22 protein-coding genes are annotated in these 25,434 nt (G+C 46.1%); 8 read left to right on the top strand and 14 right to left on the bottom strand.

Annotated elements, in window-relative coordinates; genetic code table 11:
• Nucleotides 1-10 precede the first annotated feature (10 nt).
• From ACTXGE_RS01280 to ACTXGE_RS01255, 6 genes are all read right to left on the bottom strand, one after another.
• The gene (locus ACTXGE_RS01280; RefSeq protein WP_443541168.1) at nucleotides 11-322 is read right to left on the bottom strand and encodes a YqfO family protein; all 312 of its coding nucleotides are present in this window, start codon (nucleotides 320-322) and stop codon (nucleotides 11-13) included.
• Nucleotides 323-369: 47 nt separating this feature from the next.
• Complete coding sequence (locus ACTXGE_RS01275) at nucleotides 370-999, bottom strand: DNA-3-methyladenine glycosylase (RefSeq protein ID WP_443541169.1); 630 nt, start codon at nucleotides 997-999, stop codon at nucleotides 370-372.
• Between the two features lie 150 nt (nucleotides 1,000-1,149).
• On the bottom strand, nucleotides 1,150-1,863 hold the full coding sequence (purC, locus tag ACTXGE_RS01270; RefSeq protein WP_435950075.1) for a phosphoribosylaminoimidazolesuccinocarboxamide synthase: 714 nt from the start codon (nucleotides 1,861-1,863) through the stop codon (nucleotides 1,150-1,152).
• 110 nt (nucleotides 1,864-1,973) lie between these two features.
• A complete protein-coding gene (locus tag ACTXGE_RS01265; protein ID WP_443541170.1) occupies nucleotides 1,974-2,288 on the bottom strand; it encodes a hypothetical protein in 315 nt (104 codons plus the stop codon).
• A gap of 39 nt (nucleotides 2,289-2,327) precedes the next feature.
• Complete coding sequence (dapA, locus tag ACTXGE_RS01260; RefSeq protein ID WP_435950073.1) at nucleotides 2,328-3,233, bottom strand: 4-hydroxy-tetrahydrodipicolinate synthase; 906 nt, start codon at nucleotides 3,231-3,233, stop codon at nucleotides 2,328-2,330.
• Between the two features lie 206 nt (nucleotides 3,234-3,439).
• On the bottom strand, nucleotides 3,440-4,816 hold the full coding sequence (locus tag ACTXGE_RS01255) for a Do family serine endopeptidase (RefSeq protein WP_443541325.1): 1,377 nt from the start codon (nucleotides 4,814-4,816) through the stop codon (nucleotides 3,440-3,442).
• 537 nt (nucleotides 4,817-5,353) lie between these two features.
• Between ACTXGE_RS01255 and ACTXGE_RS01250 the strand changes: the two genes are divergently transcribed.
• The gene (locus ACTXGE_RS01250) at nucleotides 5,354-7,522 is read left to right on the top strand and encodes a cation:proton antiporter (RefSeq protein WP_443541171.1); all 2,169 of its coding nucleotides are present in this window, start codon (nucleotides 5,354-5,356) and stop codon (nucleotides 7,520-7,522) included.
• A 96-nt stretch (nucleotides 7,523-7,618) separates the two neighbouring features.
• On the opposite strand, the gene tmk is transcribed toward ACTXGE_RS01250, so the two are convergent.
• Nucleotides 7,619-8,290: a dTMP kinase gene (tmk, locus tag ACTXGE_RS01245; RefSeq protein ID WP_443541172.1), complete on the bottom strand. Its 672-nt coding sequence runs from the start codon at nucleotides 8,288-8,290 to the stop codon at nucleotides 7,619-7,621.
• 98 nt (nucleotides 8,291-8,388) lie between these two features.
• Nucleotides 8,389-9,546, bottom strand: coding sequence for an endolytic transglycosylase MltG (gene mltG, locus ACTXGE_RS01240; RefSeq protein ID WP_443541326.1), 1,158 nt, complete (start codon nucleotides 9,544-9,546; stop codon nucleotides 8,389-8,391).
• Nucleotides 9,547-9,871: 325 nt separating this feature from the next.
• Here mltG and ACTXGE_RS01235 point away from each other — a divergent pair, with 325 nt between their 5' ends.
• Nucleotides 9,872-10,636, top strand: a complete 765-nt coding sequence (locus tag ACTXGE_RS01235) for a DpnI domain-containing protein (protein WP_435950070.1) — start codon at nucleotides 9,872-9,874, stop codon at nucleotides 10,634-10,636.
• Between the two features lie 42 nt (nucleotides 10,637-10,678).
• Here ACTXGE_RS01235 and ACTXGE_RS01230 read toward each other — a convergent pair whose 3' ends face one another.
• Nucleotides 10,679-11,173 carry a hypothetical protein gene (locus ACTXGE_RS01230; RefSeq protein ID WP_435950069.1) on the bottom strand — a complete coding sequence of 165 codons (495 nt, stop codon included), beginning with the start codon at nucleotides 11,171-11,173 and terminating at the stop codon, nucleotides 10,679-10,681.
• Nucleotides 11,174-11,340: 167 nt separating this feature from the next.
• Between ACTXGE_RS01230 and ACTXGE_RS01225 the strand changes: the two genes are divergently transcribed.
• Nucleotides 11,341-11,535: a DpnD/PcfM family protein gene (locus ACTXGE_RS01225; protein WP_443541173.1), complete on the top strand. Its 195-nt coding sequence runs from the start codon at nucleotides 11,341-11,343 to the stop codon at nucleotides 11,533-11,535.
• 6 nt (nucleotides 11,536-11,541) lie between these two features.
• Here ACTXGE_RS01225 and ACTXGE_RS01220 read toward each other — a convergent pair whose 3' ends face one another.
• Entirely contained in the window at nucleotides 11,542-12,501 is a 960-nt protein-coding gene (locus tag ACTXGE_RS01220) for an aminotransferase class IV (protein WP_443541174.1), read from the bottom strand.
• A gap of 32 nt (nucleotides 12,502-12,533) precedes the next feature.
• Nucleotides 12,534-13,172 (bottom strand): hypothetical protein, encoded by a 639-nt coding sequence (locus ACTXGE_RS01215; protein ID WP_443560256.1) that lies wholly within the window; start codon nucleotides 13,170-13,172, stop codon nucleotides 12,534-12,536.
• A 397-nt stretch (nucleotides 13,173-13,569) separates the two neighbouring features.
• Between ACTXGE_RS01215 and aroE the strand changes: the two genes are divergently transcribed.
• Nucleotides 13,570-14,433 (top strand): shikimate dehydrogenase, encoded by an 864-nt coding sequence (gene aroE / locus ACTXGE_RS01210; RefSeq protein WP_435950065.1) that lies wholly within the window; start codon nucleotides 13,570-13,572, stop codon nucleotides 14,431-14,433.
• A 439-nt stretch (nucleotides 14,434-14,872) separates the two neighbouring features.
• Entirely contained in the window at nucleotides 14,873-16,693 is a 1,821-nt protein-coding gene (locus ACTXGE_RS01205) for an acyl-CoA dehydrogenase C-terminal domain-containing protein (protein WP_435950064.1), read from the top strand.
• Between the two features lie 95 nt (nucleotides 16,694-16,788).
• Here the strand turns inward: ACTXGE_RS01205 and ACTXGE_RS01200 are convergent, their stop codons facing one another.
• On the bottom strand, nucleotides 16,789-17,166 hold the full coding sequence (locus ACTXGE_RS01200) for a 5-carboxymethyl-2-hydroxymuconate Delta-isomerase (RefSeq protein WP_443541176.1): 378 nt from the start codon (nucleotides 17,164-17,166) through the stop codon (nucleotides 16,789-16,791).
• Between the two features lie 78 nt (nucleotides 17,167-17,244).
• A complete protein-coding gene (ybaK, locus tag ACTXGE_RS01195; RefSeq protein ID WP_435950062.1) occupies nucleotides 17,245-17,733 on the bottom strand; it encodes a Cys-tRNA(Pro) deacylase in 489 nt (162 codons plus the stop codon).
• Nucleotides 17,734-17,956: 223 nt separating this feature from the next.
• On the opposite strand from ybaK, the gene plsB reads away from it, so the two are divergent.
• A complete protein-coding gene (plsB, locus tag ACTXGE_RS01190; protein WP_443541177.1) occupies nucleotides 17,957-20,746 on the top strand; it encodes a glycerol-3-phosphate 1-O-acyltransferase PlsB in 2,790 nt (929 codons plus the stop codon).
• A 103-nt stretch (nucleotides 20,747-20,849) separates the two neighbouring features.
• Here plsB and ettA read toward each other — a convergent pair whose 3' ends face one another.
• A complete protein-coding gene (gene ettA, locus ACTXGE_RS01185; protein WP_317199620.1) occupies nucleotides 20,850-22,511 on the bottom strand; it encodes an energy-dependent translational throttle protein EttA in 1,662 nt (553 codons plus the stop codon).
• Between the two features lie 435 nt (nucleotides 22,512-22,946).
• On the opposite strand from ettA, the gene ACTXGE_RS01180 reads away from it, so the two are divergent.
• Together ACTXGE_RS01180 and ACTXGE_RS01175 are read left to right on the top strand one after the other, a co-directional pair.
• A complete protein-coding gene (locus tag ACTXGE_RS01180; RefSeq protein ID WP_443541178.1) occupies nucleotides 22,947-24,065 on the top strand; it encodes a flavin reductase family protein in 1,119 nt (372 codons plus the stop codon).
• Nucleotides 24,066-24,086: 21 nt separating this feature from the next.
• Nucleotides 24,087-25,409, top strand: coding sequence for a fatty acid desaturase family protein (locus tag ACTXGE_RS01175; RefSeq protein ID WP_443541179.1), 1,323 nt, complete (start codon nucleotides 24,087-24,089; stop codon nucleotides 25,407-25,409).
• The last annotated feature ends 25 nt before the right edge of the window (nucleotides 25,410-25,434 follow it).

The raw sequence follows: 25,434 nt of genomic DNA, 5'->3' as shown, positions 1-25,434 counted from the left end.
TTTTTGTCGATCAAAAATCAAGCACTGCTATAACATCATAGGCAGGGGTCTCATAAGGGTGCGCTGATTTTAGAGCATTGATAACCTCATCAATCACTTTTTTGTCAACGACCATCTCAACTCGCCACTCCTCAACCTGAGCCAAGTTATCGTGCGCGCCTATATGCGGATCACTACCTGCTAGCGGCATAAACTGCCCTACTCCCTTAACTTGCCAGCAGCACTGCTCATAGTTGCCAATACGACCAGCACCTGCCGCAAATAGTGCAGCTTTGACGCTCTCAAGCGCCTCTTTGGGAATAAAAACGGTGAGCTTATACATAAGCGTTTCTCCTTTAAGCTATTATTTTATAGCAGCTTTGGTGAATACTACTTTTTAGACAATGAGGGGTGATCGGTCCAGACATAACGCAGCAGCCAATCTTTGGCCTCTCCAGCATAATCAATGCCAATACGCGGGCGCAGTGAGACTGGCGGCGCGCAACCATCGTCCTCAATCCAAACCGCTGAATTAGGATCGATAGGCTTATCATACAGCGACTTATCAATCTGCAAACGCTTAGTCAGCTTACCAGGACCTGCAAATTGCTTGGGATGAGTGAGCTGCTTGTCAGCGCTAAGTGTTTGCTCATCAGCCAGTCGGTCACTCTCAGCACTCAAAAACCCTGCCCGAATAAGCACCGATTCAGGAGAGTTAGCAGCCCCTGTGACTAGGTTGAGCATAAGATGCACGCCGTAGGTCAGATAGACATAAAAGACGCCACCTGATTGATACATGAGCTTGGCTCGATCTTTTTTGATGTGAGCGGCGACTGAACCATCAGCCTCGCCAATATAGCCTTCTGTCTCTGAGATACGCATGCGCAAGGTTTTTTGCGTGCCATCGCTGTCTACTAGAGTGCGGCATAGCACTTTGCCGATCAGATCAGCGGCGACGACGCAGGTCGGGCGAGTAAACCATAGAGGCGGTAAAACTTTGGATGTTGTAGTTTTTAGCATAAAGGCAAACCTTTTACTGACGCAGGTGAGCTTTATTATAAAAATATCCTAATACGTTTATCGTGCCTATTTGATAAGGATTGCGTAAGTTTTTGCATAAAAAAACTGAGCACATGGCCCAGTTTATCCGTATAACCTATGGCGTCTAGCTTACAGTGCTGGCACTCCAATACGCTTAGCGACCTCTTCATAGCCTTCGATGACATCACCTAACGATTGACGGAAGCGATCTTTATCGAGCTTTTTCTTGGTCGCTTTATCCCAGATGCGGCAGCCATCTGGTGAGAACTCATCACCTAAGACGATACGGTCATGGAACACGCCAAATTCTAACTTAAAATCAACGAGCATCAAGTCGCCATCATCAAATAACCCTTTGAGTACCTCATTAACTTTATACGTAAGCTCCTTCATTGCAGCTAGCTGCGCATCAGACGCCCAGCCAAGAGATACTGACAGCGACTCATTGACCATCGGATCGCCCAACGCGTCGTCTTTATAAAACAGCTCGTAAGTTGGTGGATTGAGCGCTTGGCCTTCTTCAACACCCAAACGGCGCACTAGGCTGCCTGCAGCAAAGTTACGCACCACGCACTCGACTGGTATCATATCTAGGCGCTTAACCAATACTTCGTTATCCGATAATTGCTCTTTAAAATGAGTCTCAATACCTGCCTCATCAAGCTTTTGCATAATAAAAGCGTTAAAACGGTTATTTACTGCGCCCTTACGTGCCAACTGCTCTATACGCTCACCATCAAAGGCTGAGGTATCATCACGAAAATGCAGGATCAGTAGATCACTATCATCAGTTTCATATACAGATTTGGCTTTGCCTTTATAGAGCAGTTGTTGCTTTTGCATGATTAGGTTTCCTATTCGTTCACGCTTAAAGTAGTAATACGAGCAGCTTTTTGTCGATGTCTAAAGGATTTATACTCTTGTTAGATACTGACAAAAACCGTATAAAAAAATTATTGTGGCACGACAGCGACAGTACGCTCAGGCTTTGGCAATTGATACTGCTTGCCTGCTTCGTTCTCTAAAGTTAACGTATTTACGCCCGCTCTAGGAGTCGGATATAAAGGTATAAAAGCTGCAGTGTTTTGAGCTACTGGTAGCTCCAATGGCGCAAGCTTTTGGCTATCTTGATACTCTAAGCTACCGTTGTCTCGTTGTGACAACCAGCCTTTGGCAGTTTGACAGCCGCTGAGTACCACGGTACTACCTAGCACTAGCGCCAATAAAGCGGCAAGAGGTTTTGAAGTCGTAAATGATGTCTTCATCATAGTATCTCTGTTGTAAGGTCTGTTGTATTTGATAAAGGCTTAAATCAAGTTAGCCTGTACCAAAGCTTTATCAATAGTTGCGTGATGCTGGTCTGCAAGCCACACTAGCGGCAAGCGAATGCCTTTTTCTATCATGCCCATTTTGTGCAGGGCATACTTGGCAGGAATAGGGCTTGACTCAATAAATAGGTCGCGGTGCAAGTGCTTGACCACATCATGCGTAGCAGTCGCCGACTCAAAATCACCGCGCAGTGCCGCACTAAAGGTTTCGCTCATGGCTTTTGGCGCGACATTGGCGGTAACTGAGATATTACCTTTGGCGCCCATGTGCATGAGATCAAGCGCTGTGCCATCATCGCCAGATAACACCACCAAGCGCGAACCAACGGTTTTTATGAGCTGCTCGCCGCGACCGACCGAGCCTGTCGCATCCTTAATGGCAACGATATTATCGATATCGGCTAAGCGCTCGACAGTCTCCTGACTGATATCAACGACAGTACGCCCAGGAACATTGTAGAGCATTTGCGGCATGTCGACCGCCTCAGCGATAGCCTTATAATGCTGATACAAACCCTCTTGCGGCGGCTTATTGTAATAAGGCGCAACTAAAAGCGCACAGTCTGCGCCCGCATCTTTGGCATCTTGCGTTAATTTGATGGCTTCCATAGTATTGTTCGCGCCCGTACCTGCTATGACAGGGACGCGGCCTTTGACATGCTGCACAAAATAGCGGATAACTTCGCTGTGCTCTTGCATAGACAAAGTGGCCGACTCGCCTGTAGTACCTACCGCAACCAAGCAATGCGTGCCCTGCTCAATCTGCCAGTCTATAAGCGCGGCCAGACGTTTATAATCTACCTGACCACCGGGCATCATAGGCGTGACTAAGGCGACCATGGAACCTTGTAATCGGGTTTTCATATCGTCGTATGCTGTACTCATAACTGCGCCTTTGTATAGTATTTTAGCTTAAGTATTTTAGCTTGAGTGTTTTAGCAGCACCAAAGCTGCTGTATTAGCGAAAACAGGGCGTTAAGTGGCTCGCCTTGTTCGATTATTTATCATCATAAATGAGCGCTAGTGTAGCATATTTTGATTTGCCTACCATCTCTCAATTGCCACTAGGCTACGCAAAAGTAAAGGGTCAATTACTCGATACGCAGTCCGATAATGGCAGGAATACCTTGACGAATAACTTCAATGGTGACCACGCCACTTTTGGGCAATGAGGACAAGGCATCGGTAAAGTCTGTCACATTGGCAATAGATTTTTGATGCAAGTTGGTGACCATATCACCCGCCATAAGACCTGAACGCGCAGCAAGTCCTGTAGGATCGATAGCAGTGACGATAATACCTGCTTTATCGTTTGATTTGAGCTCTGCCTGCTCATCTGGCGTCAAATTGCGCAGGCGCAGACCTAGGCGTATCTCGTTATCTTGCCCATCTCGACTCTGCGCTTGTACATCGCTTGGCGCTAGGCTAAAGGTGCCATTTACCATCAGCGGTTTGCCATCGCGCTGTATTTGCGCGGCAAAGGTCTCATTAGGACGCGCGCGATTGATCATATTGAGCAGATCTGAGGCGCGCATAATATCAGTATCGTTGAACTTTAATATAATATCGCCCGTCTTGAGTCCCGCTTTTTGTGCAGGAGAATCAGGAGATATACGAGTCAGTAGCGCCCCTTGTGGCCGAGATAGGTTATACGCCTCTGCCAAGTTACGATCGATATCTTGCGGGTAGATACCCAAATAAGCCCTTGCCACCTCGCCATTTAGTTTGAGCTGCTCATAGATATCCATCGCCGCATCCATAGGAATCGAGAACGACAGCCCCATGTAGCCGCCCGTACCGCTAAAGATACGTGAGTTGATCCCAACGACCTCGCCGCGCTGATTAAATAGCGGCCCGCCCGAGTTACCTGGATTGAGTGCTACATCCGTTTGAATAAACGGCACGCTGGTCTCACGCGAAAAGCTACGTGATTTGGCACTAACGATACCTGCCGAAGCTGAATAATCAAAGCCAAAGGGCGAGCCAATAGCTAGTACCGGCTCTCCTACCCTGATAGTGTTGGAGTCGCCAATAGGTAATGCTGGGAACCGCGTACCTGCTACTTTGAGTACCGCTACATCCGAACGCTCATCACTACCGACAAGTGTAGCGTCAAGCTCAGTACGATCATTAAGGGTCACTGTTATCTTGTCCGCGCCCTCGACCACATGGTGGTTGGTGAGCATATAGCCATCAGCGCTGATAAAAAAGGCGGTGCCATAAGCATGCTCTATAGCTGGGGTGGCAGGCCTATTCGGCAGGCGCACGCGATCGCCAAAGAATTGACGCAGCAGCTCAGCGGTCTGTGCTTGTGCCAGCTCAGCTTCGCTGACTGTCTTGGTGACGTTCACGCGTGCAACCCCTGGCGTCACTTGTTGTACCAAGTCAGAAAAATCAGCCGTAGTCACTGCTGCATGAGCATCCGCTATCGCTGCCACATTGATGCCCGTCAATACCGTCATACTCATAGCCAGCGCTAGAGTAGTACGCGGTAGCCAGTGCTTACGACGTGATTGGGGCGCGGCGCTAAAGGTTTGAGCAGATGGTGACAAAGTTGTGATAGGCATGAGAGACTCCTGATAGATGGTTTTTTATAGTTGTTGTAAGACTGTTTTATAAGTTATTGCTTAAAAGTTATAGTCCAAAAAACCACAGCTCAAAGGTGCAAATAAGCGATGGCGCATGGCAGTATAGTATTGTTTTACTTTATAACATGTTTAGATAGCAGGCAATAATAGCGCGTAAAAGACGCTCAACATAAAAAAAATAAAATCATGATATGATAACAAACCCAAGAATTTACTTAGCGAGCTAATACTAGTCAATGTCCACTATCAATCATAGGCGTTTGACTATTATTGACTTTGTTTATTATTTTTTCCGTATCGGCTTGTATCTACTTGTGACAGGCAGTTTTTTGTCTTTATGACTATAGCATTTAAGGTTATCTGTAACCTCACTCAAATGTTGACTGTGATAAGACAAGATTATAAAAGGATTAATTTATGGATACCGCCCTATTGTTATCTGGCGTGGTTGGGCTTGGCATCGCCGCCCAATGGTTAGCTTGGTATCTCAAGCAGCCGTCCATTTTGTTTTTATTATTGATAGGTATTATCGTAGGTCCCGTATTAGGCTACTTTGATCCTGATTTGGTACTAGGCGAGCTGATGTTCCCTTTTATCTCATTGGGCGTCGCTATCATCTTATTTGAAGGCTCTTTGACCTTAGAGTTTGATGAGATCAAGCAACATGGATCGGTGGTGCAGCTACTAGTCTCGGTCGGCGTGGTCATCACTATCGCCATCGTTGCGCTCTCAACTTATCTGTTGTTCGATGTTGACCCTTTGATTGCGCTACTGTTTGGTGCACTGGTCTGCGTGACAGGGCCAACGGTTATTATGCCGCTACTGCGCAGCGTACGCCCGAACAAGACTATCTCCAATATCCTTAAATGGGAAGGGATTATCATCGACCCTATCGGTGCAATCGCCGTGGTATTGGTGTACGAGTACATCATCTCAGGTGGTGAGGCTAGTAGTATATTACTATTTGCTAAAATCGTCGTTTTAGCGACAGCGATCGGTATGGCAGGCGCTTGGCTATTAGCCTTTTTGATGCGTCGCCATATGATTCCTGAGTTTTTGCGTAATGTCTTTACTCTGGCCTACGTATTATTACTATTTTCAATCTCAAACCATATAGAGCACGAGTCTGGACTCTTGACCGTGACGGTGCTGGGCGTGGCCTTAGCCAATTGGCCCAAGTTCCCACGCGATACGATTTTGGAATTTAATGAGTCGTTGACCGTCCTGCTTATCTCAGTGTTGTTTATTATTTTGGCGGCGCGTGTCGAGCTGGCAAGTTTGCTTAGCGTCGGTTTTGCAGGATTAGTGCTACTCGCTATTGTGATGTTTATCGCGCGTCCCTTATCCGTTTGGGCATCCTCTATCGGCTCTAATCTTAAAACCAATGAAAAGCTGATGATCAGCTGGATTGGGCCGCGTGGTATCGTTGCCGCGGCTATCTCATCCCTGTTTGCTATTCGCCTGCAAGAGTATGATATTCAAGGTGTCGAGCTGCTCGTACCACTGGTATTTATGGTCATTATCGGTACGGTGATGATTCAGGGTCTTGGCGCAAAACTGGTCGGCAATCTACTTGGTGTACGCGAGCCTGAGACCAACGGTATTTTGGTCGTCGGCTCAAACCCGGTGGCGCTGCTCGTCGCTACTTCCTTAAAGGATCAAGGTTTTGATGTTATCGTCGCGCACAACAACTATACCAACATTGCCAAAGCACGTATGAGCGGTCTACGCACCTACTTTGGTAATCCTATCTCAGACCACGCCGACAATCATTTAGACCTTATCGGTATCGGTCACTTATTCGCTATGAGTATGGACAAAGAGATGAACACGCTGTCGGAGATTCACTATCGTCACGAGTTTGGCGAGCGTAAACTTTATCGTCTCAAATTTAGTGATGAAAAAACCAAAAGCGAGCGCGATGATAAGCAATCTAACTTTAAATCGCAGTGGCTATTTGGCAAAGATGTCACTTACACCAAGCTTGCCAGCATGATATCCAAAAAAGCGCGCATCAAGATTACCAATATCACAGACAGCTATAGCTTTGAGCAGTATAGAGCGGACAACAAACAGTTCGTGCCGCTATATACGATAGACAAAGAGGGTAAGCTGAGCGTCATTACCGACAAGTTCGACGGTGTGGTAGCACGCGATCGCAAGCTTATCGCCTTGGTCGTTGATGATGAGGTACAACCAAAAGAAGTCGATGTGACCGCCAAGCAAATACAAGCGCGCGCGGACGCTGATGCCAAGTTTGAGGCTGACTACAAAGCGCCTGAAAAACGCAAAGAAAAAGAGCTGATCGCTGACGTCAGTGACGAGCCACTCATTGAGGAGGCACCTGCTAACAAGAACACAGCAGAGGCTAAAGTGATAGATCCTGAGCCGATTGCCAAAAAAGAGCCTGTCAATACGGGTAAAGGCGTCATGACAGATAACTCAGCACAGCTATCAAAAGACAAAACGATGAGTAGTAGCAATGCCAATGGTAGCGGTGCAGCACCTAGAACTAAGAGCGGTGATTTAGACCCTAATCGCCTGCCAGATACGGATGATGTCATAGATAACAAGGCAGATAAGTAACCGCGTTATCTGTTGTCTATATTCTTACGTAAAAAAGCCCCAGTTCTCTATGAGTGCTGGGGCTTTGCTTTAATTGTTTATAGGTTAAAGAGCATGCTAGGTAATACTGAACCTATCCTCAACCGCCTGCCATACCCGCGCGCCAACCTCATCGCTAGTACCAGAGGCATCAATACGGCAAATACGCTCAGGATAGGCCGCCGCCAACGCCTCAAACCCCTTGTATACCCGAGTAAAAAACTCAGTCGCCTGCTGCTCAAACCTATCGGCAGTGCTGCGCTTACCTGCGCGCGCCATGCCCTCATGCACTGGTAAATCCAGCCATAACGTCAGCTCAGGCAAGCGCGGGACAAACTGCTCGCTAAGCTGCTCTATTTTTGCGCGCATAAGCGGCTCACCATGAGCGCGGCCATAGCCTTGATAGGCCATCGTCGAGTCGACAAAGCGATCGCAAATGACCCAAGTACCGCGTGCCAGCGCTGGCATAATCACATACTGAACGTGATCGCAGCGCGCGGCAAATAGCAGTAGCAGCTCGGTGTCGTCATTGATATCGGTAGCAGGGTCGAGCAGTATGGCGCGCAGACGCTCAGCGAATGGACTACCGCCCGGCTCACGCGTGCGCAAGTAGTCAATACCCGCTGCTTGCAAGCGCGTACACAACTGCTCAATTGCGGTAGTCTTGCCGACGCCTTCGGTGCCCTCAAAGCTAATAAAGCGCCCTTGAGCGGACGCGGCTTGAGTAGAGATCATTGCTGATACTGGCATTGGGTAGCCTTATTGATAAAATCTGTAACGAATTTTAGAATAAATTGAACGATTGGATCAGCGCTAGCTAGATCAATGACACCAGCAAGCGCTTATATTTATTCAGGCGGCGTTTGTGATTTTTTCTCCCGCATGACTTTGAGGTACTCTTGTACCGCGCGGTTATGATCCGCCAAATTATCGGTAAATTTGTGCCCGCCCGTTCCTGTTGCCACAAAGTACAAGGCGTCACTCTCTGCTGGGTGCAAAGTGGCCTCGATGGAAGCTGGCGACGGTAAGGAGATGGGCGTTGGCGGTAGACCATCAATCTGATAGGTATTGTAGCTGGTGGTTTCATCGATATCGGCGCGGCGAATATTGCCATCATAACGGCTACCCATACCATAGATAATGGTTGGATCCGTTTGCATGCGCATGCCTTTTTTAAAGCGGTTATTAAACACCGCTGACACTAGTGGACGCTCATCAGCAACGCTGGTTTCTTTTTCGATAATGGAGGCCATAATAAGCGCCTGATACGGCGTCTCATAAGGCAAATCTGGCGCGCGATTCTCCCACGCTTTGGTCAGGGCTTGTTGCTGGCGCTTGTACAGATCGGTGAGCACCTGCGTGTCCGTTGCACCCTCGCCGTAGTAATAGGTATCTGGGGTGAACCAACCCTCCAAGTTATAGCTGACGATAGGATCATTACTACCCGTTACCGAATCTGGCAGGATACCGACCAAATCTAGCGCCTCAGCGATGCTCTGATTGTCCGCGTCTGCTGTGAGTACTTCTTTTTTGATGCCTGAATTGTCACGTAAATTCTGATACAGATCGTTTGCCGTTTTGCCTTCGATAACTTGTACTTTGACCATCGCCACTTTGGCGCCTTGCTCTAGTACGTGCAACACTTCTGCCATCGTTGGGTTCTCAGGGAGCTGATAAATCCCTGCATGCAAAGGGGCGTCGACTTGCGATTTGATATACAGCTTGCCAATCGTCGCTGAGAATAGCGGAATCTGCTGCTGCCACTGCGGCAACAATCCATAATAAGTATCGCCTTGCTCAACTGTGACTTTTTGCGCGGGCTGGTCAAGTCGCCCAAACAAGGTTTGGTAGACCATAACGAGTAAAAACGCTGCGATAAGTCCAAGGACGAGCAATATCTGATAGCCACGCTGCATAAAGAACGAGGGATTATCTTTTTTGTATTTACGCGGTTTGGTTTGGCCACTGATTAAGGACACATCAGTGATAGGTGCTTTGTCCTGCATATCGTCATGTAGGGACGCATCGGTACTCGCATCAGTCACAGAATCCGCCGTGTTGTTATCATAGCCTGCGTCATCAATGCGCGTATTCGGCGAGGTATCATCGGTGTCGTCAGTTTTATTTGGAGGTATTGGTGGTGTTGGCGTGCTCATGGCAACTCTAAAGGCAGATGTTTGCTAGAATTTAGCACCGAACCGCTTGGTTTTCAATGGCATTTGCTTAGCTTGTGGATTAACTTGGCGTTTAAGACCAGATATATATCCTATTGGTCATCATTTTATTTATACTTTTATAGTGATATTCTCAACATTTTAACGATAATCTCTTATGAATCTAAACTTTAATCAAAGCCTTGCCAAGAATTATACGTCTGGACCGCAAATTATTCGTGTTTTAAGCGAGGCGTGGGTAAAAGACAATGGTTATTGTCCCAACTGCGGTACTCAACCCTTAGCTGATTTTGCCAATAATAAGCCCGTAGCGGACTTTTATTGTGCAACTTGCACCGAACAATATGAGCTGAAAAGTAAAAAAGCCAAACTGAGCCAAATTATCAATGATGGTGCTTATGACACGATGATTGAGCGTATCAGTAGCGATGATAATCCCAGCTTTTTCTTTTTGACTTACTCGCCACAGCTAAGCGTCAATAACTTCTTAATTATACCTAAGCAATTTTTTAAACCTGACATCATTATCAAACGCAAACCCTTGTCCGCGAGTGCCAAACGTGCAGGTTGGGTCGGCTGTAATATTGACTTGCGTAAGGTACCTGATTCTGGAAAAGTGTTTTTGGTAAAAGATAAACAAGTGATAACGCGCGAAAGTGTCACTCAGCAATTTCAAAAAACCTTGTTTTTGCGCGAGCAGTCGATAACTTCACGTGGCTGGACATTGGATGTCTGGCACTGCATCGACAAACTGGATGATAAATTTAATTTAAAACAGGTCTATGCGTTTGCCGACGAATTACAGCGTAAACACCCTGATAATAATCATGTTAAGGACAAAATTCGCCAGCAGTTGCAGGTGCTACGGGACAAAGGGGTTATTGAGTTTTTGGGGCGTGGTTGTTATCAGAAACTGAGCTAAGCTTACTATAATGAATTCGAGAAATAATAAAATTTCTATCTTTTAAACTACAGTCACTATAAGCGACCATAACCAAATATCGTTGATTTTTATCACTTTTAGTTCGTTAATTTTCAATAGTAATCTAGCGTTTTCAAGCGTAAGCTTAGTAGCATCTTGCCAACCAATAACTTGAGCTAACTGTAACACCTCTCTATTTTCAATAGCTTTTGGAGATAAAAAATCTGATTCAAAATGAACGTCATCCTCAATAAACATCCAAGATTCTTGCAGCCACAAAAAGTCGTTTTCTGCTCCTAATGGACATTCAACTACTATATAACTTTCTAAGGGATTACCCTCATTATCGACTCCTTCCCACCAATGTTTGTTCGACAACTCACAAGGCCTGTTACTATCATCTTTTTTAAATCCTTTACCATCATAGCGCACAGGACAATTAGAGAATATGTCAATTTTTTGATATAGCTGATTTAATTTTTTCGTATGCAGCAAGTAAGAGGTTTGGGCATCACACACTATAGGGTTGATTCGCATTAGGAATTACCTTTTAACTTAGTTATTTAAAGGCAATCATTGATCGATTAGCGTTATGACACAAGTAGGGTTAACAAAAGACGATCACTTATTCATATAATACGATCACTTCTCCAAAGTTCCTTTGCTAGGATCATCTGTACAAATTATTGATGAAAATGAGAAAAATGATGACGATTAAAAAAGACTTATACACTTACGAGATAGAAATAGTCGAGACGATGAGCGCTATTATAGAGGTCGTTGCCGAAGACGACTCATCAGCGATTTTAGAAGCGCGCGAAAGGTATAGAAATGAGGATATAGAACTCAACTACGATGATTTGATTGATACCAAATTTAATATTTTCGGGGTGAAATGAATGATTTTAGCAAAACCTCACCACCTCACCCGTCAACAATGTTAAATCAGATACAGGCATGATGCCGCGTACCGCATTGCAAAAGAACATCTGGCTTAGCATGGGCAAATCTTCATCTACTAGCGGACGGATGATGACAGGTTTATCCGTAGTAGCTAAGGCATCGATGATGACTTGGCGCATCACTCCTGCAACTCCAGAGCGTGCCATCGACGGCGTATACCATTGACCACTCGTTAGACCGTCCATCGAGTACGGTACGTTTGTGCCTTGATCATTAGCTTTTATGTTATCGCCCGCATCTATGAGCTGATAGAACACATTGCTCATCGTACCCTCAATCCAAGCATTGGTCACGTCGCGTACCAGCCCCTCCCCCCACTCCTTATTGGTATGTGCTTGCACGCGTTGCAGCTCGCCACTTGCCAGCACACTATCGAGTCGGTTTAGCGTTTTGAGTCCAGCGAGCGGCGGTGGCAGGCAAGCAAGCTGCGCGGATAAGCAAATAGCGCGTTTAAAGGGCTGCTGAAACACCGTGCGCCCATCTGGCAAAGACAAATGCGCTGATGTGGTGAGCGATAACGCGGAGGATTTGAGCCATATCTCACAATCTTGCCCTATATTACCAGGGCTATAACCATAGCCGCGCGTGCGCTGCGGCGTGCGAGTAATAACAAGCTTGAGCATGCCTTGATTAAGACGCTCGGCAATAGGTTGTAAGTGATGTATCAAAGCTTGCGCGTCTACACCTAGCTCTAATGCCGCGCTATGTGATATCAGGCGGGCGGCATGATAGTCTTGCCAGAGTATCATGCCATCTATAACGCCCATCGTCGTAAAAAAGCCATCGCCATAAGCCATGCCGCGATTGTCTGGCGTTAGGGCGGCAGGCTCATCTATTATTGGCTCAAAAGACGACTCATCTTGCATCGTCAGACGTATCCAAGCGCTCGACTGAACCTTCATGACTCAAAGCTCATGATACAGGCTTCATGGGTTTAAGCGCCTGACTTATTGAGTATGAGCATACAGCTATAGAACTCGCACTTTGCCAGCTCGACCTTTTGACCACCGATGGTTTCGTTTTTGATGATTTGACCACTGAGCATATTGGCAAGCAGCTTACTGCCATCGTTGCCCATCAGCTGGCGTACGACGGTATGAGATTTTTTGGCGTGATTAAGGCTCAGCTCTTTTTCGGCATCTGAGTCAGTAGGATTGGCGTAGTACCAGCCCAGCTCCAGATACTTATCTGAGTCTATGACATCTAAATAAGGCTGATCGGCTTCCATCAAGCGGTATTTGGACGCCGGATTACTCGCGTAGTCCAAGCTATTTTCATCGGTACTGACGACGCTGCCCAAAGTAGCGGTAATACCGTCTAGATTACTTACCTCTACAGGCGTAACCGCCTCAGTGCTCCAAGTGGATACCTCGTAGACAACGGGCGTGCCTTGATCACTGACAGCGCCGTCCAAATCGGTAGCGTCGGTTGAGGTCTCGACCACAACCTGCTCGGTATTCTCTGGCGTCTCAGTCTCGCTGACTTGGGTCTCAGAACCACTACAAGCACTCAATGAGAGGCCAGCGGCCATCATTATAGTCATAGCAAAGGTCTGTAAAGGGGTGTTCCACATAGGTCGTTTACTCACACTTAAGGGCTTGTCGTTATAAAGCTTAGGGTTCAAAGCTGAGGATAGTATGTTTTCTTAGAGCGTATTTAGCTGTTTTTGCGTCAGCTCGTACAAGCTACACTAAATCACTACTGCTATTGATGAGTGCAATAATTGCGCCAATCCTTAAGCGTGCAGCTCACCGTTAACGTCACTATCTATTAGTCACTGCTATCTGTTAGTCACTATATTAGCGTCGGCTATTCATGTTCGTGCTAACAGTTATTCGTGCCAACAGTTTACCTAAGTGTCCAAGCCTTGACTAGTCATGACGTTACAGATAACAATCGCTGCGAGTACAAATTTGTTAAAGGATTGTTTATCCCTTATCATAGCTTTTTATGCTTAGGATAGACTCGGTATGACTCAGCACTTTATCGTCATTGGCAATCCCATCGCTCATAGCAAATCACCCCATATTCATCAGCGTTTTGCCGCGCAGGCGCAGCTTGATATCTCCTATCAGCGCCAGTTTTGCCCCGATAGCGAGGACAGCTTTGTCGCTGTGATTGAGGCATTTTTTAACGGCGGCGGCGTGGGCGCTAATGTGACTGTACCCTTTAAACAAAGCGCTTTTGCTTGCTCTCAAGCACGTGGCGGCCTATCTGAACATGCCAAAGTCGCAGGCGCAGTCAATACCTTAATGCTCAATCAAGCGCTGTTAGATCAAGGCATACCTGCTGTTGAGGCAATCTACGGCGATAATACCGACGGTCAGGGACTCATCAATCATATCAATAGTCTTAGCTGGTCTTTGGCAGGGGCGCGAGTGGCTATTATCGGTGCAGGCGGTGCGGCGCGCGGGGTCATATTACCGCTTATCGAAGCGGGCATCACCCAGCTTACCCTTGCTAATCGCACTGTAAGTAAGGCGCAAACCTTGGTCAATGAGCTAAGCGCTGCCAGTGATCAGATTGCTCATCATGATATACAAGTCTGTACGACCAGCGAATTAAACGGTGATTTTGATATTATTATCAATGCCACCTCAATTGGCCTGACCGAGGCTACTTTGCCCTTATCTGACCAGCTAAATACCCGCTACGCCTACGATATGATGTATGGCAAAACCTTACCTTTTTTGCAGCATTTTGAGACGCGCGGCGCACAAACCTCAGACGGCTATGGCATGCTCATACACCAAGCGGCTTTGAGTTTTATGCGCTGGACGGGTCACACTGTCGATGTTGAGCAAGCTTTTGCAGCGTTAAGTGCTGATTTATAAATAGCTTTGATCATAGGTTTTAATAGTTACCAAATCTATAGAGGTTTAGGCATTTGAGCACCTATAAAATATATATTGTGACCTAACACGTCATTTAATATAACTTAAATGAATACTTGGACTATTGAAATATGAATTATATTTATGTATTGTGTCTTTGTGATCAAATAAGACTTATACTGACGCTATCACAGCTGCCCTTGTACGACGTCGATTGATTATCAGCATGATTCATTACCGATAATTATAGAGGCAGGTGGGGCTGACAATGGTGCGATTAGCACCATTTATGGGTTATTTATAAAGAAACAGTTTACAAAAAATGACCTCAGAATTCTTTTACCTATCGTATCGCTATTAGACAATAGTGACTTTCATTTATACAGCGGATTCTTTGCTGTTGGACTGATTTGAGCGAATCCATCAAAGAGACTTAATTATGTTGACTTATAAAGCACCTTTACGCGATATCAAATTTTTGATAAACGATGTTTTTGACTTTCAGACGCATTACAAAGACCTAGACAATGGTGAAAATGCCGATCCTGAAACCGTTGACATGATCTTGCAAGGCATGGCCGACTTTGCTGAGAATATTCTCTCGCCTTTGTACCAGCCTGCTGACGAAGAAGGCTGTCATTTTGAAGACGGCGTTGTGACTACGCCTAAGGGCTTTAAAGAGGCGTATGAGCAGTTCGTTGAAGGCGGCTGGCAAGGTATCTCATATCCTGAAGCCTACGGCGGTATGAACTTGCCAATGTCTATCAACCTCATCAAAGCTGAAATCATCGGTACAGCTAACTGGCCTTGGTCGATGTATCCTGGCTTATCAACGGGTTGTATCAATACGATGATGCAATACGGTTCTGATGAGCAAAAAGAGACGTACCTGCATAAATTGGTTGAAGGCTCATGGGCAGGTACCATGTGTCTAACTGAGCCGCATTGCGGTACCGACTTGGGTCAGGTCAAGTCAAAAGCTATTCCGCAAGATGACGGTAGCTACAAGCTTAGTGGCACCAAAATCTTTATCTCAAGCGGTGAGCATGACTTAACTGAGAACATCATCCATATCGTATTAGCGCGCTTACCAGATGCGCCAGGTGGTACCCGTGGTATCTCACTATTTATCGTGCCAAAATTTTTGCCAAATAGTGATGGCGAAGTGGGCGAGCGTAACGGCGTTACTTGTGGCTCTATCGAGCACAAAATGGGTATCAGCTCATCAGCGACTTGCGTACTCAACTTCGATGAAGCGACTGCCTTTCTTATCGGCGAGCCTAATCGCGGCCTAAAAGCCATGTTCACCTTTATGAACACTGCCCGTATCGGTACCGGTATCGAAGGTCTGGCTCATACTGAGCTGGCGTTTCAAAACGCACTTCCGTATGCCAAAGATCGCCGCTCTATGCGCGCCCTGTCAGGTACCAAAGATCCTGAAAAAGTAGCGGATGCCATTATTCATCACGCTGACGTACGTCGTATGCTGCTTACGCAAAAAGCCTTTGCCGAAGGCGGTCGCTCGATGATTTATCATGCGGCGCGTTATGCGGACAAAATGGCGCAAGGCGTGGCTAATGGCAATGATGAAGAGTTTGAAAAGTGGGATGACAAATTAGGATTCTACACCCCTATCCTAAAGGGCTTTTTGACTGAAACAGGTATTGAGGCGGCCAAGCACGGTCAGCAAGTATACGGTGGTCACGGCTATATCAAAGAGTGGGGCATGGAGCTGATCGCTCGTGATGCTCGTATCGCAACCATGTACGAAGGTACCACAGGTATTCAGGCGCTTGATTTATTAGGCCGTAAGGTTATCTTGCAATCTAAAGGTAAAATCATCCGTGATTACACCTCAAGCATCATGAAATGGTGCGGCGAGTATGCGCTTGATAAAGACATGCGTAAATTCGTCTGGGCACTCACCAAGCTATGTGCTGAATGGAATACGTTGACGGTACGCTTAATGCTAATGGCACGTAAAGATCGCGAAATCATCTCAGCGGCATCAGATGACTTCTTGATGTATTCAGGCTATGTGATGATGGGTTATCATTGGGCTCGTATGGCTGCAGTCGCTTATGACAAATTAGAGAATGGCGGCGTTGAAGCGCCAGAGTTCTATGAAGCTAAGATTCAAACAGCAGAATTTTACTTTGATAAGTTATTGCCACGTACCTCAGGTCACGCAGAAGCCATGGTCGCGCCAAGCGAGAGCATGATGAATATGCCTATCGATAGCTTTGCCTTTTTAGACTAGAGCTGAACTTATACCCATAAGTCAACACCCATAAGTTAATAACAAAAGCGTCTCTATTGAGGCGTTTTTTTTGGTTTTACAACATAAGCTATCTATCAAGATAAATTAAAAAACTTTTTATGATAGACCGCACTAATCTCTTCAACCTCAGCGCATACTTGTATACTCGCGCGGCCTGACTGCTCATCTTTAAGTAGACGCTCAGCGGTGGTGACGATGAGCTCGCAGAGCTGATTGCGCGTAACGATATCGCGCCCTGCCATTAGTTTTAGATGCAGATAAATAAAGCCGTTTTCTTGCTCATCATCCTCCACTCCCACCAAAAACGTATCGATAGGCAGTATGCGCGCTTTGATATCCGTGCGTTTGCCAAAGTGTCCACTCTCCCAAAGTGCAAGGTTGAGCGCCTTTAGCAAAGACTCCTCATGAGGGATGGTGACGTTGGGCGTGGCTTGAACAGTAAGATGCGGCATAGGTAGTCTCTTATATATAGTGTGTTTGGAGTTCAATAAATATCAGCTCATAGAGAGTATTGCCAAGAGTATGAGTGTTTAGCTGTCGACAATATCTGCAAAACGGGCGTCAATCGTCTCAGCCAACTGCTGAGGAGGTAGCTCAATTTCAAGGCCGCGGCGACCTGCGCTTACGTAAATGCTTGCCTGATCAGTAGCGGCGTTATCAATAATAGTGGCTAGGCGCTTTTTTTGTCCCAAGGGGCTAACGCCGCCGAGCACGTAGCCTGTACTACGCGCCACTTGTTTGGGGTCTGCTAGTTGTACTTTTTTGCAGGACAAACCGTGATCGATAGATAAAGCTTTGGCCATTTTTTTAAAGTTTAAGGTGTTATCTACGGGCAGTACAGCAACGGCAAGCACGCCTGTGTCACTCGCTACTACCAAGGTTTTGTAGACTTGAGCGCTTGCTACGCCAAGCTTATAGGCGGCCTCGAGTCCATAAGACGCTGCATTGCTGTCATGAGTATATTCATGCAATTGATAATCAAGATGCTGTTTTTTGGCAGTATTGATAGCTGGAGTCATAAGCGCTAACCATGCAAGTGAGAGTATCCATGTTGACGTCAGTATTTTGCTATTTGTATCTTAAATAATTGAGCGACACTGAAGATAGTGAAGTGGTACCTCAGATAGTTAAGATCGACGCTGGTAAGATTATATTAACAGTGAATACAGACAGGATATATCGTTTTATAGCATTTTATGGCATCATGCCTGTATTACATTTTACAACTTTTGATACCTTATTATGATACCTAAGTTTATAAAAAAACGCCTGTTTAAAGCCCCTATTAAGGACAACTCAGCGCAGTTGATAGACAAGCCTCAAGGCAATACGCCCATCAGTCAGCTGTATCGCAAGCTGTCTGGGCAAGCGCTAGATGTCGCAGTCAAACCTAAACTGTTAGGCGAGGTCCCACAATTTGATGAGGGCGACCAAACGCTGACCTTTTATGTGCTACAAGACTATTCACGCTCTAATAGCTTACTTATTGATCTACAAACCCAGGAGCACGGTCTACCGCCAGCCTTGGTTGAAGTCGACGACAGTACACATAATGTCTATGAGAACGCGGGTATCATATTTTTGCATCATCCTAAGGCTAAAGATGATGAGCTCTCACCGCGTTTGGCACGACTGATTGCCGCTGTTTTGCAGTATCCAGATCTAAACATTCGGCTCATACCTGTCTCCATACTGTGGGGACGCGCGCCTGATAAAGAAGACTCGCTGTTTAAGCTACTCATGACCGACAACTGGGAAGACCCGGGTATTACCAAGCAGTTATTCAATATCGGGGTAATGGGCCGTGATACTTTTGTACAGTTTCATGCGCCGCAGGACCTACGTCAAGCTATCTATAAGCGCCTGCCTGATGATTTAATAGCCGATGAGCTGATGGAGGATATATCGGAATCAGTAGCAGTCGATATTGCTGATTTAACAGCAGCAGATATTGTAAGTCCTTTTGAATCTAGTATCTCTGACACTAATACTTCTAGTATAGGTAAAGTAGATAGTGATGCTGCGCCGCACGCACTTATCACAGCCAGTGATGGTCACCGTGAGCTGGTACGCTCATTACAGCAGCAGCTTAATATTTATCTCGATAAACAGCGCGCCAGCATGCTTGGTCCTGACTTATCAGACAGACGCAATCTAGTCGATAAGCTTATCTACTCCCCTGCTATCAAACACGCGATAGAGGTTGAAGCAGCGGCGAGCGGCGTGAGTGATAAAGAGGCGCGAGCGACGGCCAAAGGTTATGCCAATGAGATGGTCAACGACTACTCCTATCAAGTGATTCGTATCTTTGATAAGTTTTTGACTTGGCTATGGACGCAGCTCTATGACGGCGTTGAGGTGCATCATTTTGAGCGCGTGCGCGCGCTGGCAACCGATCATGAGATCATCTACGTGCCTTGTCATCGCAGCCATGTCGACTATCTATTGCTCTCATACGTCATCTACAAGCGCGGCCTGAGCATCCCTTATGTCGCTGCTGGTGACAACTTGGACGTGCCTGTATTGGGGCCGCTACTGCGCGGCGCTGTGGCTTTTTACATTCGCCGCAGCTTTCGTGGTAATGCGTTATATACCGCCGTTTTGCGCGAATATATGCATACGCTTATCACGCGTAATACGCCTATTGAATACTTCGTCGAAGGTGGGCGTTCGCGTTCAGGGCGCTTACTACCGCCTAAGATGGGCATGCTCGCCATGACCATTCATAGTCAGCTGCGCCATACCAATAAACCTGTGGTGTTTATTCCAACCTACATCGGTTACGAGCGCATTATGGAAGGCGTTACCTACATTGGTGAGCTTAAGGGTAAGCCTAAAGAGTCCGAGTCGCTCATAGGTCTGCTCAAAGTCGGCCGTAAGATCGAGCGAATCTTTGGGTCAGTACATCTGAGCTTTGGAACGCCGCTACACATCGAGGACTTTATGCAAAAGTTCGATGTGCCCGCCAATAGCTTGCCCGCCGATCGTACCGATACACCGCTTGATGATAATACGAGTGCAATGGTCGATAATATCGGTATCAAGATCATGCAGCACATTAATAAAGCAGCGGTCGTTAATCCAGTATCGCTACTCTCCTTAGTATTACTATCAGCTCCAAAGGCGGCTTTGGATGAAGATATCTGCCGCGAGCAAATCGCGCTTTATCACAATATCGCCAGTCATATGCCCTACTCTGACGATACTATCGTCACCGACATGACCCCGCAGCAGATTATCGATTATGGTATCAAGCTCAAACTCATTGAACGTATACCGCACATTTTGGGTGATATCATTCAAGTTGCAGGCAAGCAAGCGGCACTACTGAGCTACTTTCGCAATAACATCTTGCATGTCTTTATATTGATGTCATTTTTAGCGGCACTCGTTGCCCGTAATGGTCGTATCGAACTCAGCCGTCTTGATAACATCGTCGAGCAGTTATATCCGTTCTTACAAAGTGAGCTGTTTTTGTATTATCCTGCACACGGATTGACGGACACGCTCAATAAAAAGATCGATAATATGATCGCGCATGGTCTTATCGTTGAGCTTAGCGATGGTATGCTAAGCACTCCTGAAGCCAATAGCAGCAGCTATCAGCAGCTACAAGTGCTCGCAACGCCTGTTGAGCAAAGCCTTGAGCGTTATTTTATGACGCTGGCCCTACTTGCGCAGCAAGGCTCTGGCAATCTAACTGAGGATGAAGTGGTCGATCTGTGTCACCTGCTCGGTCAGCGCTTATCAGTACTCTATGCTGATGATATTCCTGACTTCTTTGACCGCGCGCTGTTTACTAGTTTTGTCACCGCGCTCATACGTCTCGATTACCTCAAAAAAGATGCTGAAACAGGCGTGCTAAGCTTTGATCAGCGTATCAATGATATCGCGCAATATGCCAAATATGTGCTCAGTACTGATATCATGCAGACCTTGCAGCAAGTGGCAAGCCTCGATGAAGAAGAGATATCCCACGCCATTACTGAAATTAGCAATAAAAAACAGCGTAAGTTTGGGCGTAAGCGTTAATCCGTACTAATTACTCTATAGTTTTAATTTCTTTATAGTTTAATACAAAAAAAGACCTCTAATATTAGAGGTCTTTTTTATTGGAATAAGTCAAATAATTGGCTTAGGTACTAATCTTCTTATACTTCATGCGCTTAGGCGTTGCATCGTCACCCATGGTCTTTTTACGATACGCTTCAAACTCAGTATAGTTACCATCGAACCATACAGGGCCTTCCTCTTCAAAGGCTAAGATATGAGTCGCGATACGGTCAAGGAACCAGCGATCATGCGAGACCACCATCACCGTACCTGGGAATACTTGAATCGCGTCCTCAAGCGCACGCAAGGTTTCGATATCCAAATCGTTTGAGGGTTCATCAAGGAGCAATACGTTTGCGCCTTGCTTTAGCGTCTTCGCTAGTTGCAAGCGGTTACGCTCACCACCTGATAATTGACCGACGTGCTTTTGCTGGTCTGAGCCTTTAAAGTTAAAGCGGCCAATATAAGCGCGGCTTGGCGTCGTATAGTCACCAACGGTAATGATATCTAGGCCGTCAGACACTTCTTCCCAAACCGTCTTGCTATCGTCTAGGTTATCACGTACCTGACCGACGTAAGCGACCTTGACGCTCTCACCCAAATCGACTGATCCTGTATCTGGCGTATCGCGTTCAGTAATCATGTTAAACAAGGTGGTTTTACCCGCCCCATTTGGACCGATAATACCGACAATAGCACCTGCTGGTACGTTGAAACTCAAGTCTTTGTACAGCAAACGATCGCCAAATGATTTAGAGATATCGTTGACTTCGATGACTTTATTGCCAAGGCGTGGACCTGGCGGGATATAAATCTCCGAGGTCTCATTACGCTTTTGAAATTCCGTTGAATTTAACTCTTCAAAACGCTGTACACGAGATTTGGACTTCGTCTGTTGACCTTTTTGATTCTTACGGATCCACTCAAGCTCTTTTTTCAGCGCTTTAGCGAAGGATTCTTCTTGCTTATTTTGCTGCTCTAGACGCGTGTTCTTCTGCTCTAGCCACTCCGTATAGTTGCCTTCGTACGGATAGCCATGGCCACGATCTAGCTCTAAGATCCACTGCGCGACGTTATCTAAGAAATAACGGTCATGGGTAATAGCCACGATAGTACCGCTGTAGTTCTGTAAGAACTGCTCAAGCCAAGCGACAGATTCGGCGTCCAAATGGTTAGTTGGTTCGTCAAGTAATAGCATATCAGGACGTGATAGTAGCAAACGGCATAGTGCTACGCGGCGTTTTTCACCACCAGATAGTTTGCTGACATCAGCATCCCATGGCGGCAGGCGCAAAGCATCAGCAGCTTTTTCTAATTGAGTGTTTAGGTTGTGGGCATCCCACGCTTGAATGATGTCCTCCATCTTGCCTTGTTCCTCAGCAAGCTTATCAAAGTCTGCATCAGGTTCGGCATATTCAGCATAGATAGCGTCCAGACGAGCTAGCGCATCTAACGCTTCACGCATGCCGTCTTCGACATTACCACGGACGTCTTTACTATCATCAAGCTGTGGTTCCTGCGGTAAGTAACCGATTTTGGTGCCCGTTTGCGCGCGTGCTTCGCCGCTAAATTCAGTATCTACGCCTGCCATGATACGTAGTAAGGTTGATTTACCCGAACCATTGATACCGAGTACCCCGATTTTGGCACCTGGAAAAAATGATAAATTAATATTTTTTAGAATCTCGCGCTTAGGCGGAACAAGTTTTGACACGTTGTTCATCGTGTAGATATATTGAGCCATTGATACTCCGATGGACTACCTAGAGAGAGCAATTGGGCGCGCATAATGCTTATCATGCGAGTAGCAACTGCTTTGGAATAAGATATAAATTGTCTGCCATTATCGCATTGTCCTCTAGCCCCTGCAAGCTGAGAGCTTGTTTTCTGGCAGGTTCAGTCGTTTTTGCAGGCTGTCGTCTTTTTTTTGCATAAAAGCAGTCATTAAAACTCGGGCTTTACAATAATAATGATAGCTAAGCGTAGGCGCTGATAGATTTCTGTTTTATAAGTCCTACAAAATTTTGCATCAAACTTACTATAGAATTAATCAATAAAGTCTATTATGTTAATATAACTTAATAAATTAGTGCTGCTGTTTAAACTATGATTAGCCTAATAATGATAGCTTTGAGGTAGTAGATGTCGGCAGTGAAGCTAAGTTAAAGGTGCTCTATTTATGTCAACTGGCTACCATCCTGAGCTTATTCAGCGTGCTTTTATAGACTTTGTTGGTACTCGCGTGCATCCCTTTTGGTCTTTGATGTCTCCTAAACTACGCTTATTAGCCAAGCATAGGCTAGGCGATAATCTAGTCGCGCTTCAATTTGAGACCAATTATGCATTTCGTCAGCAATCGGGAAATAACTGGGATGGTGGGCAGCATCTTAGTCTTATCGTACCGATTGACGGTGTTCGTCATCAGCGCCAGTACTCGATAGTTGGACTCCCGCAGCAGCCGTTATGGTGGCATAGCAAAAAGGCGCATACACTAACTATAGCGATAAAGGCTCAAGGTTTGGTCTCTCAACATTTAACGCAGCAAGCAGCGCTTGGTGATGTATTTGAGTGCAGCACTCCAAGCGGTAGTTTTATACTGCCATCTGCTCTAGATGACTCTGCGCCCATGTTATGTATCGCCAGTGGTAGCGGTATTACGCCGATGTTAGGACTGATAACTCAAGCCTTAAAGAATGGGCGGACGGTTATGCTACTGCATTACAATCGTACGCCTATATTGACGTCTTTTTGGTCAGTATTGGCATCGACTTATCCTGCGTTTCGTTATCATTTGATAATCACTAAAGATTCTAGTACTTATCTTGCCAGTAGTCGTCATCTAAATACTCACAGCTTGTTATCACTAGGACTGCCACTTGAGCAAACGCAAGTATATGCCTGCGGCGCGCAAGAACTGTTATCAAGTTTATATCAAGCAGCAAGCGAGATTGATTTAGACGACGTATCACTGCGTGATAATATCACTGTAGAGCGCTTTGGCAGTAGTGATTTTGGATATAATCAAGAGCAAAGCGCGGCTGATATCGTAGAGCGAACCATATCTCTACGAGCGCGCCAGCGACAGTTCACAAGTGATACTACTTTACTTGCTGGTGCTGAAAAGGCAGGTATACGTCTGCCCTATGGTTGTCGTCAAGGTATCTGTCATTTATGCCGCTGCCAAAAAATCAGTGGTCAAGTCAAAAATATTCAGACAGGCTCAATTAGTAGTGATGGTTTTGAGTCCATTCAGACTTGTATTACAGTGCCTTTAACAGACGTCGTGCTCGACGTTTAACTCAGTAACTGAGGAGTTTTTATGCGTTTATTACCGCCTATGTTTAGTGCTCAATCTGCGCTGCCTACTGCGTCTTTTTCGCCCGTTGATGACAAGCTATGGCCGCAAAAGCCCTACCCTACCTTGAGCGCTGCGCCGCTATCAAAAGCGCAAACCCAAGCTATGGCTGATGAATTAGACGCTTTATACAAAGAGGTGATGGCTTCTCTTGGCTTGGAGGATGCTCGCTATATTCAGCGTATTTATAGCGCGGTCGTTTATAGCGAAACTCTAGCACGCGCTGTGCTTAGCATTGCCGCTATTCCCGCTTCACGCCGTAAGCAATTGGGTCTCTGGCTACTAGGCACCTCCCTGCTCAGCTTTAGCAAGATACTCAACAATATGGAGCTTGGGCACAATGTCATGCATGGTCAATATGACTGGATGGGGCACCCGCATCTAAACAGTCAAAAATTTGATTGGGACATTGTTTGTCCCGCCCCGCTCTGGCAGCATTCGCACAATTATTTGCACCATACCTTTACCAATATTGTTGGTCGTGATCATGATGTCGGCTATCATCTGATTCGAGTGACCGACGAGCAGTCTTGGACGCCAAGCGATCGCAACAACTTGTTGAGTACAGCGATACTAGCACTAGGGTTTGAGTGGGCGGTAGCGTTTCACGATATTCAAATCAGTGTTGATGAATACGCCAATGACGCGCGCTTGGTCGATATTATGACGCCTAAGTCTCAGGCATTATTTAGCAAAATAAAGCGGCAAGTAGGCAAAGATTATGTGGCATTTCCTGCGCTTTCAGGGCTGGTATTTGGTACACGCAGTGCTATGATGACCGTTAGCGGTAACGTGACTGCTAACCTTGTACGTAACGTCTGGACTTGGGCGGTGATATTTTGTGGTCACTTTACCGAGCAGGCTCATATTTATACCCATCTTGACGACCATGAAAGCCGCGGCGACTGGTACACCAGACAGATACTAGGCTCAAGTAACCTTACAGGTCGCAAGTGGTTTCATATCTTGACCGGTCATTTATCGCATCAGATTGAGCACCATATCTACCCTGACATGCCAGCCAATCGCTATACGCGCATCGCCCCGCAAGTACAAGAGATATGCAAAAAATACGGCTTACCATACAATACTGGCAGCTTCGGTCAGCAGCTCAAACAGGTGATTAAGCGTATTCATCATTTTAGCAAGCCAAGCGCTGCTGAGTGGCAATCATACTTAACAATGCAAGCTGTAGAGAATAAAGAGGTCACCAAGGCTGTGACAACCGCGCGTGGTCTGAGTAAATATTTGCCACCAGTCATGCGTAATGCTTTATTCTATGCTTAATCAGCTTTATATTAAAATAAGTCAT

Source organism: Psychrobacter sp. T6-4, from assembly GCF_052258425.1.
Taxonomy (GTDB): domain Bacteria; phylum Pseudomonadota; class Gammaproteobacteria; order Pseudomonadales; family Moraxellaceae; genus Psychrobacter.
The sequence above is the reverse complement of the archived record's forward strand: the minus strand, read 5'-3'. Positions and strand labels throughout refer to the sequence as shown.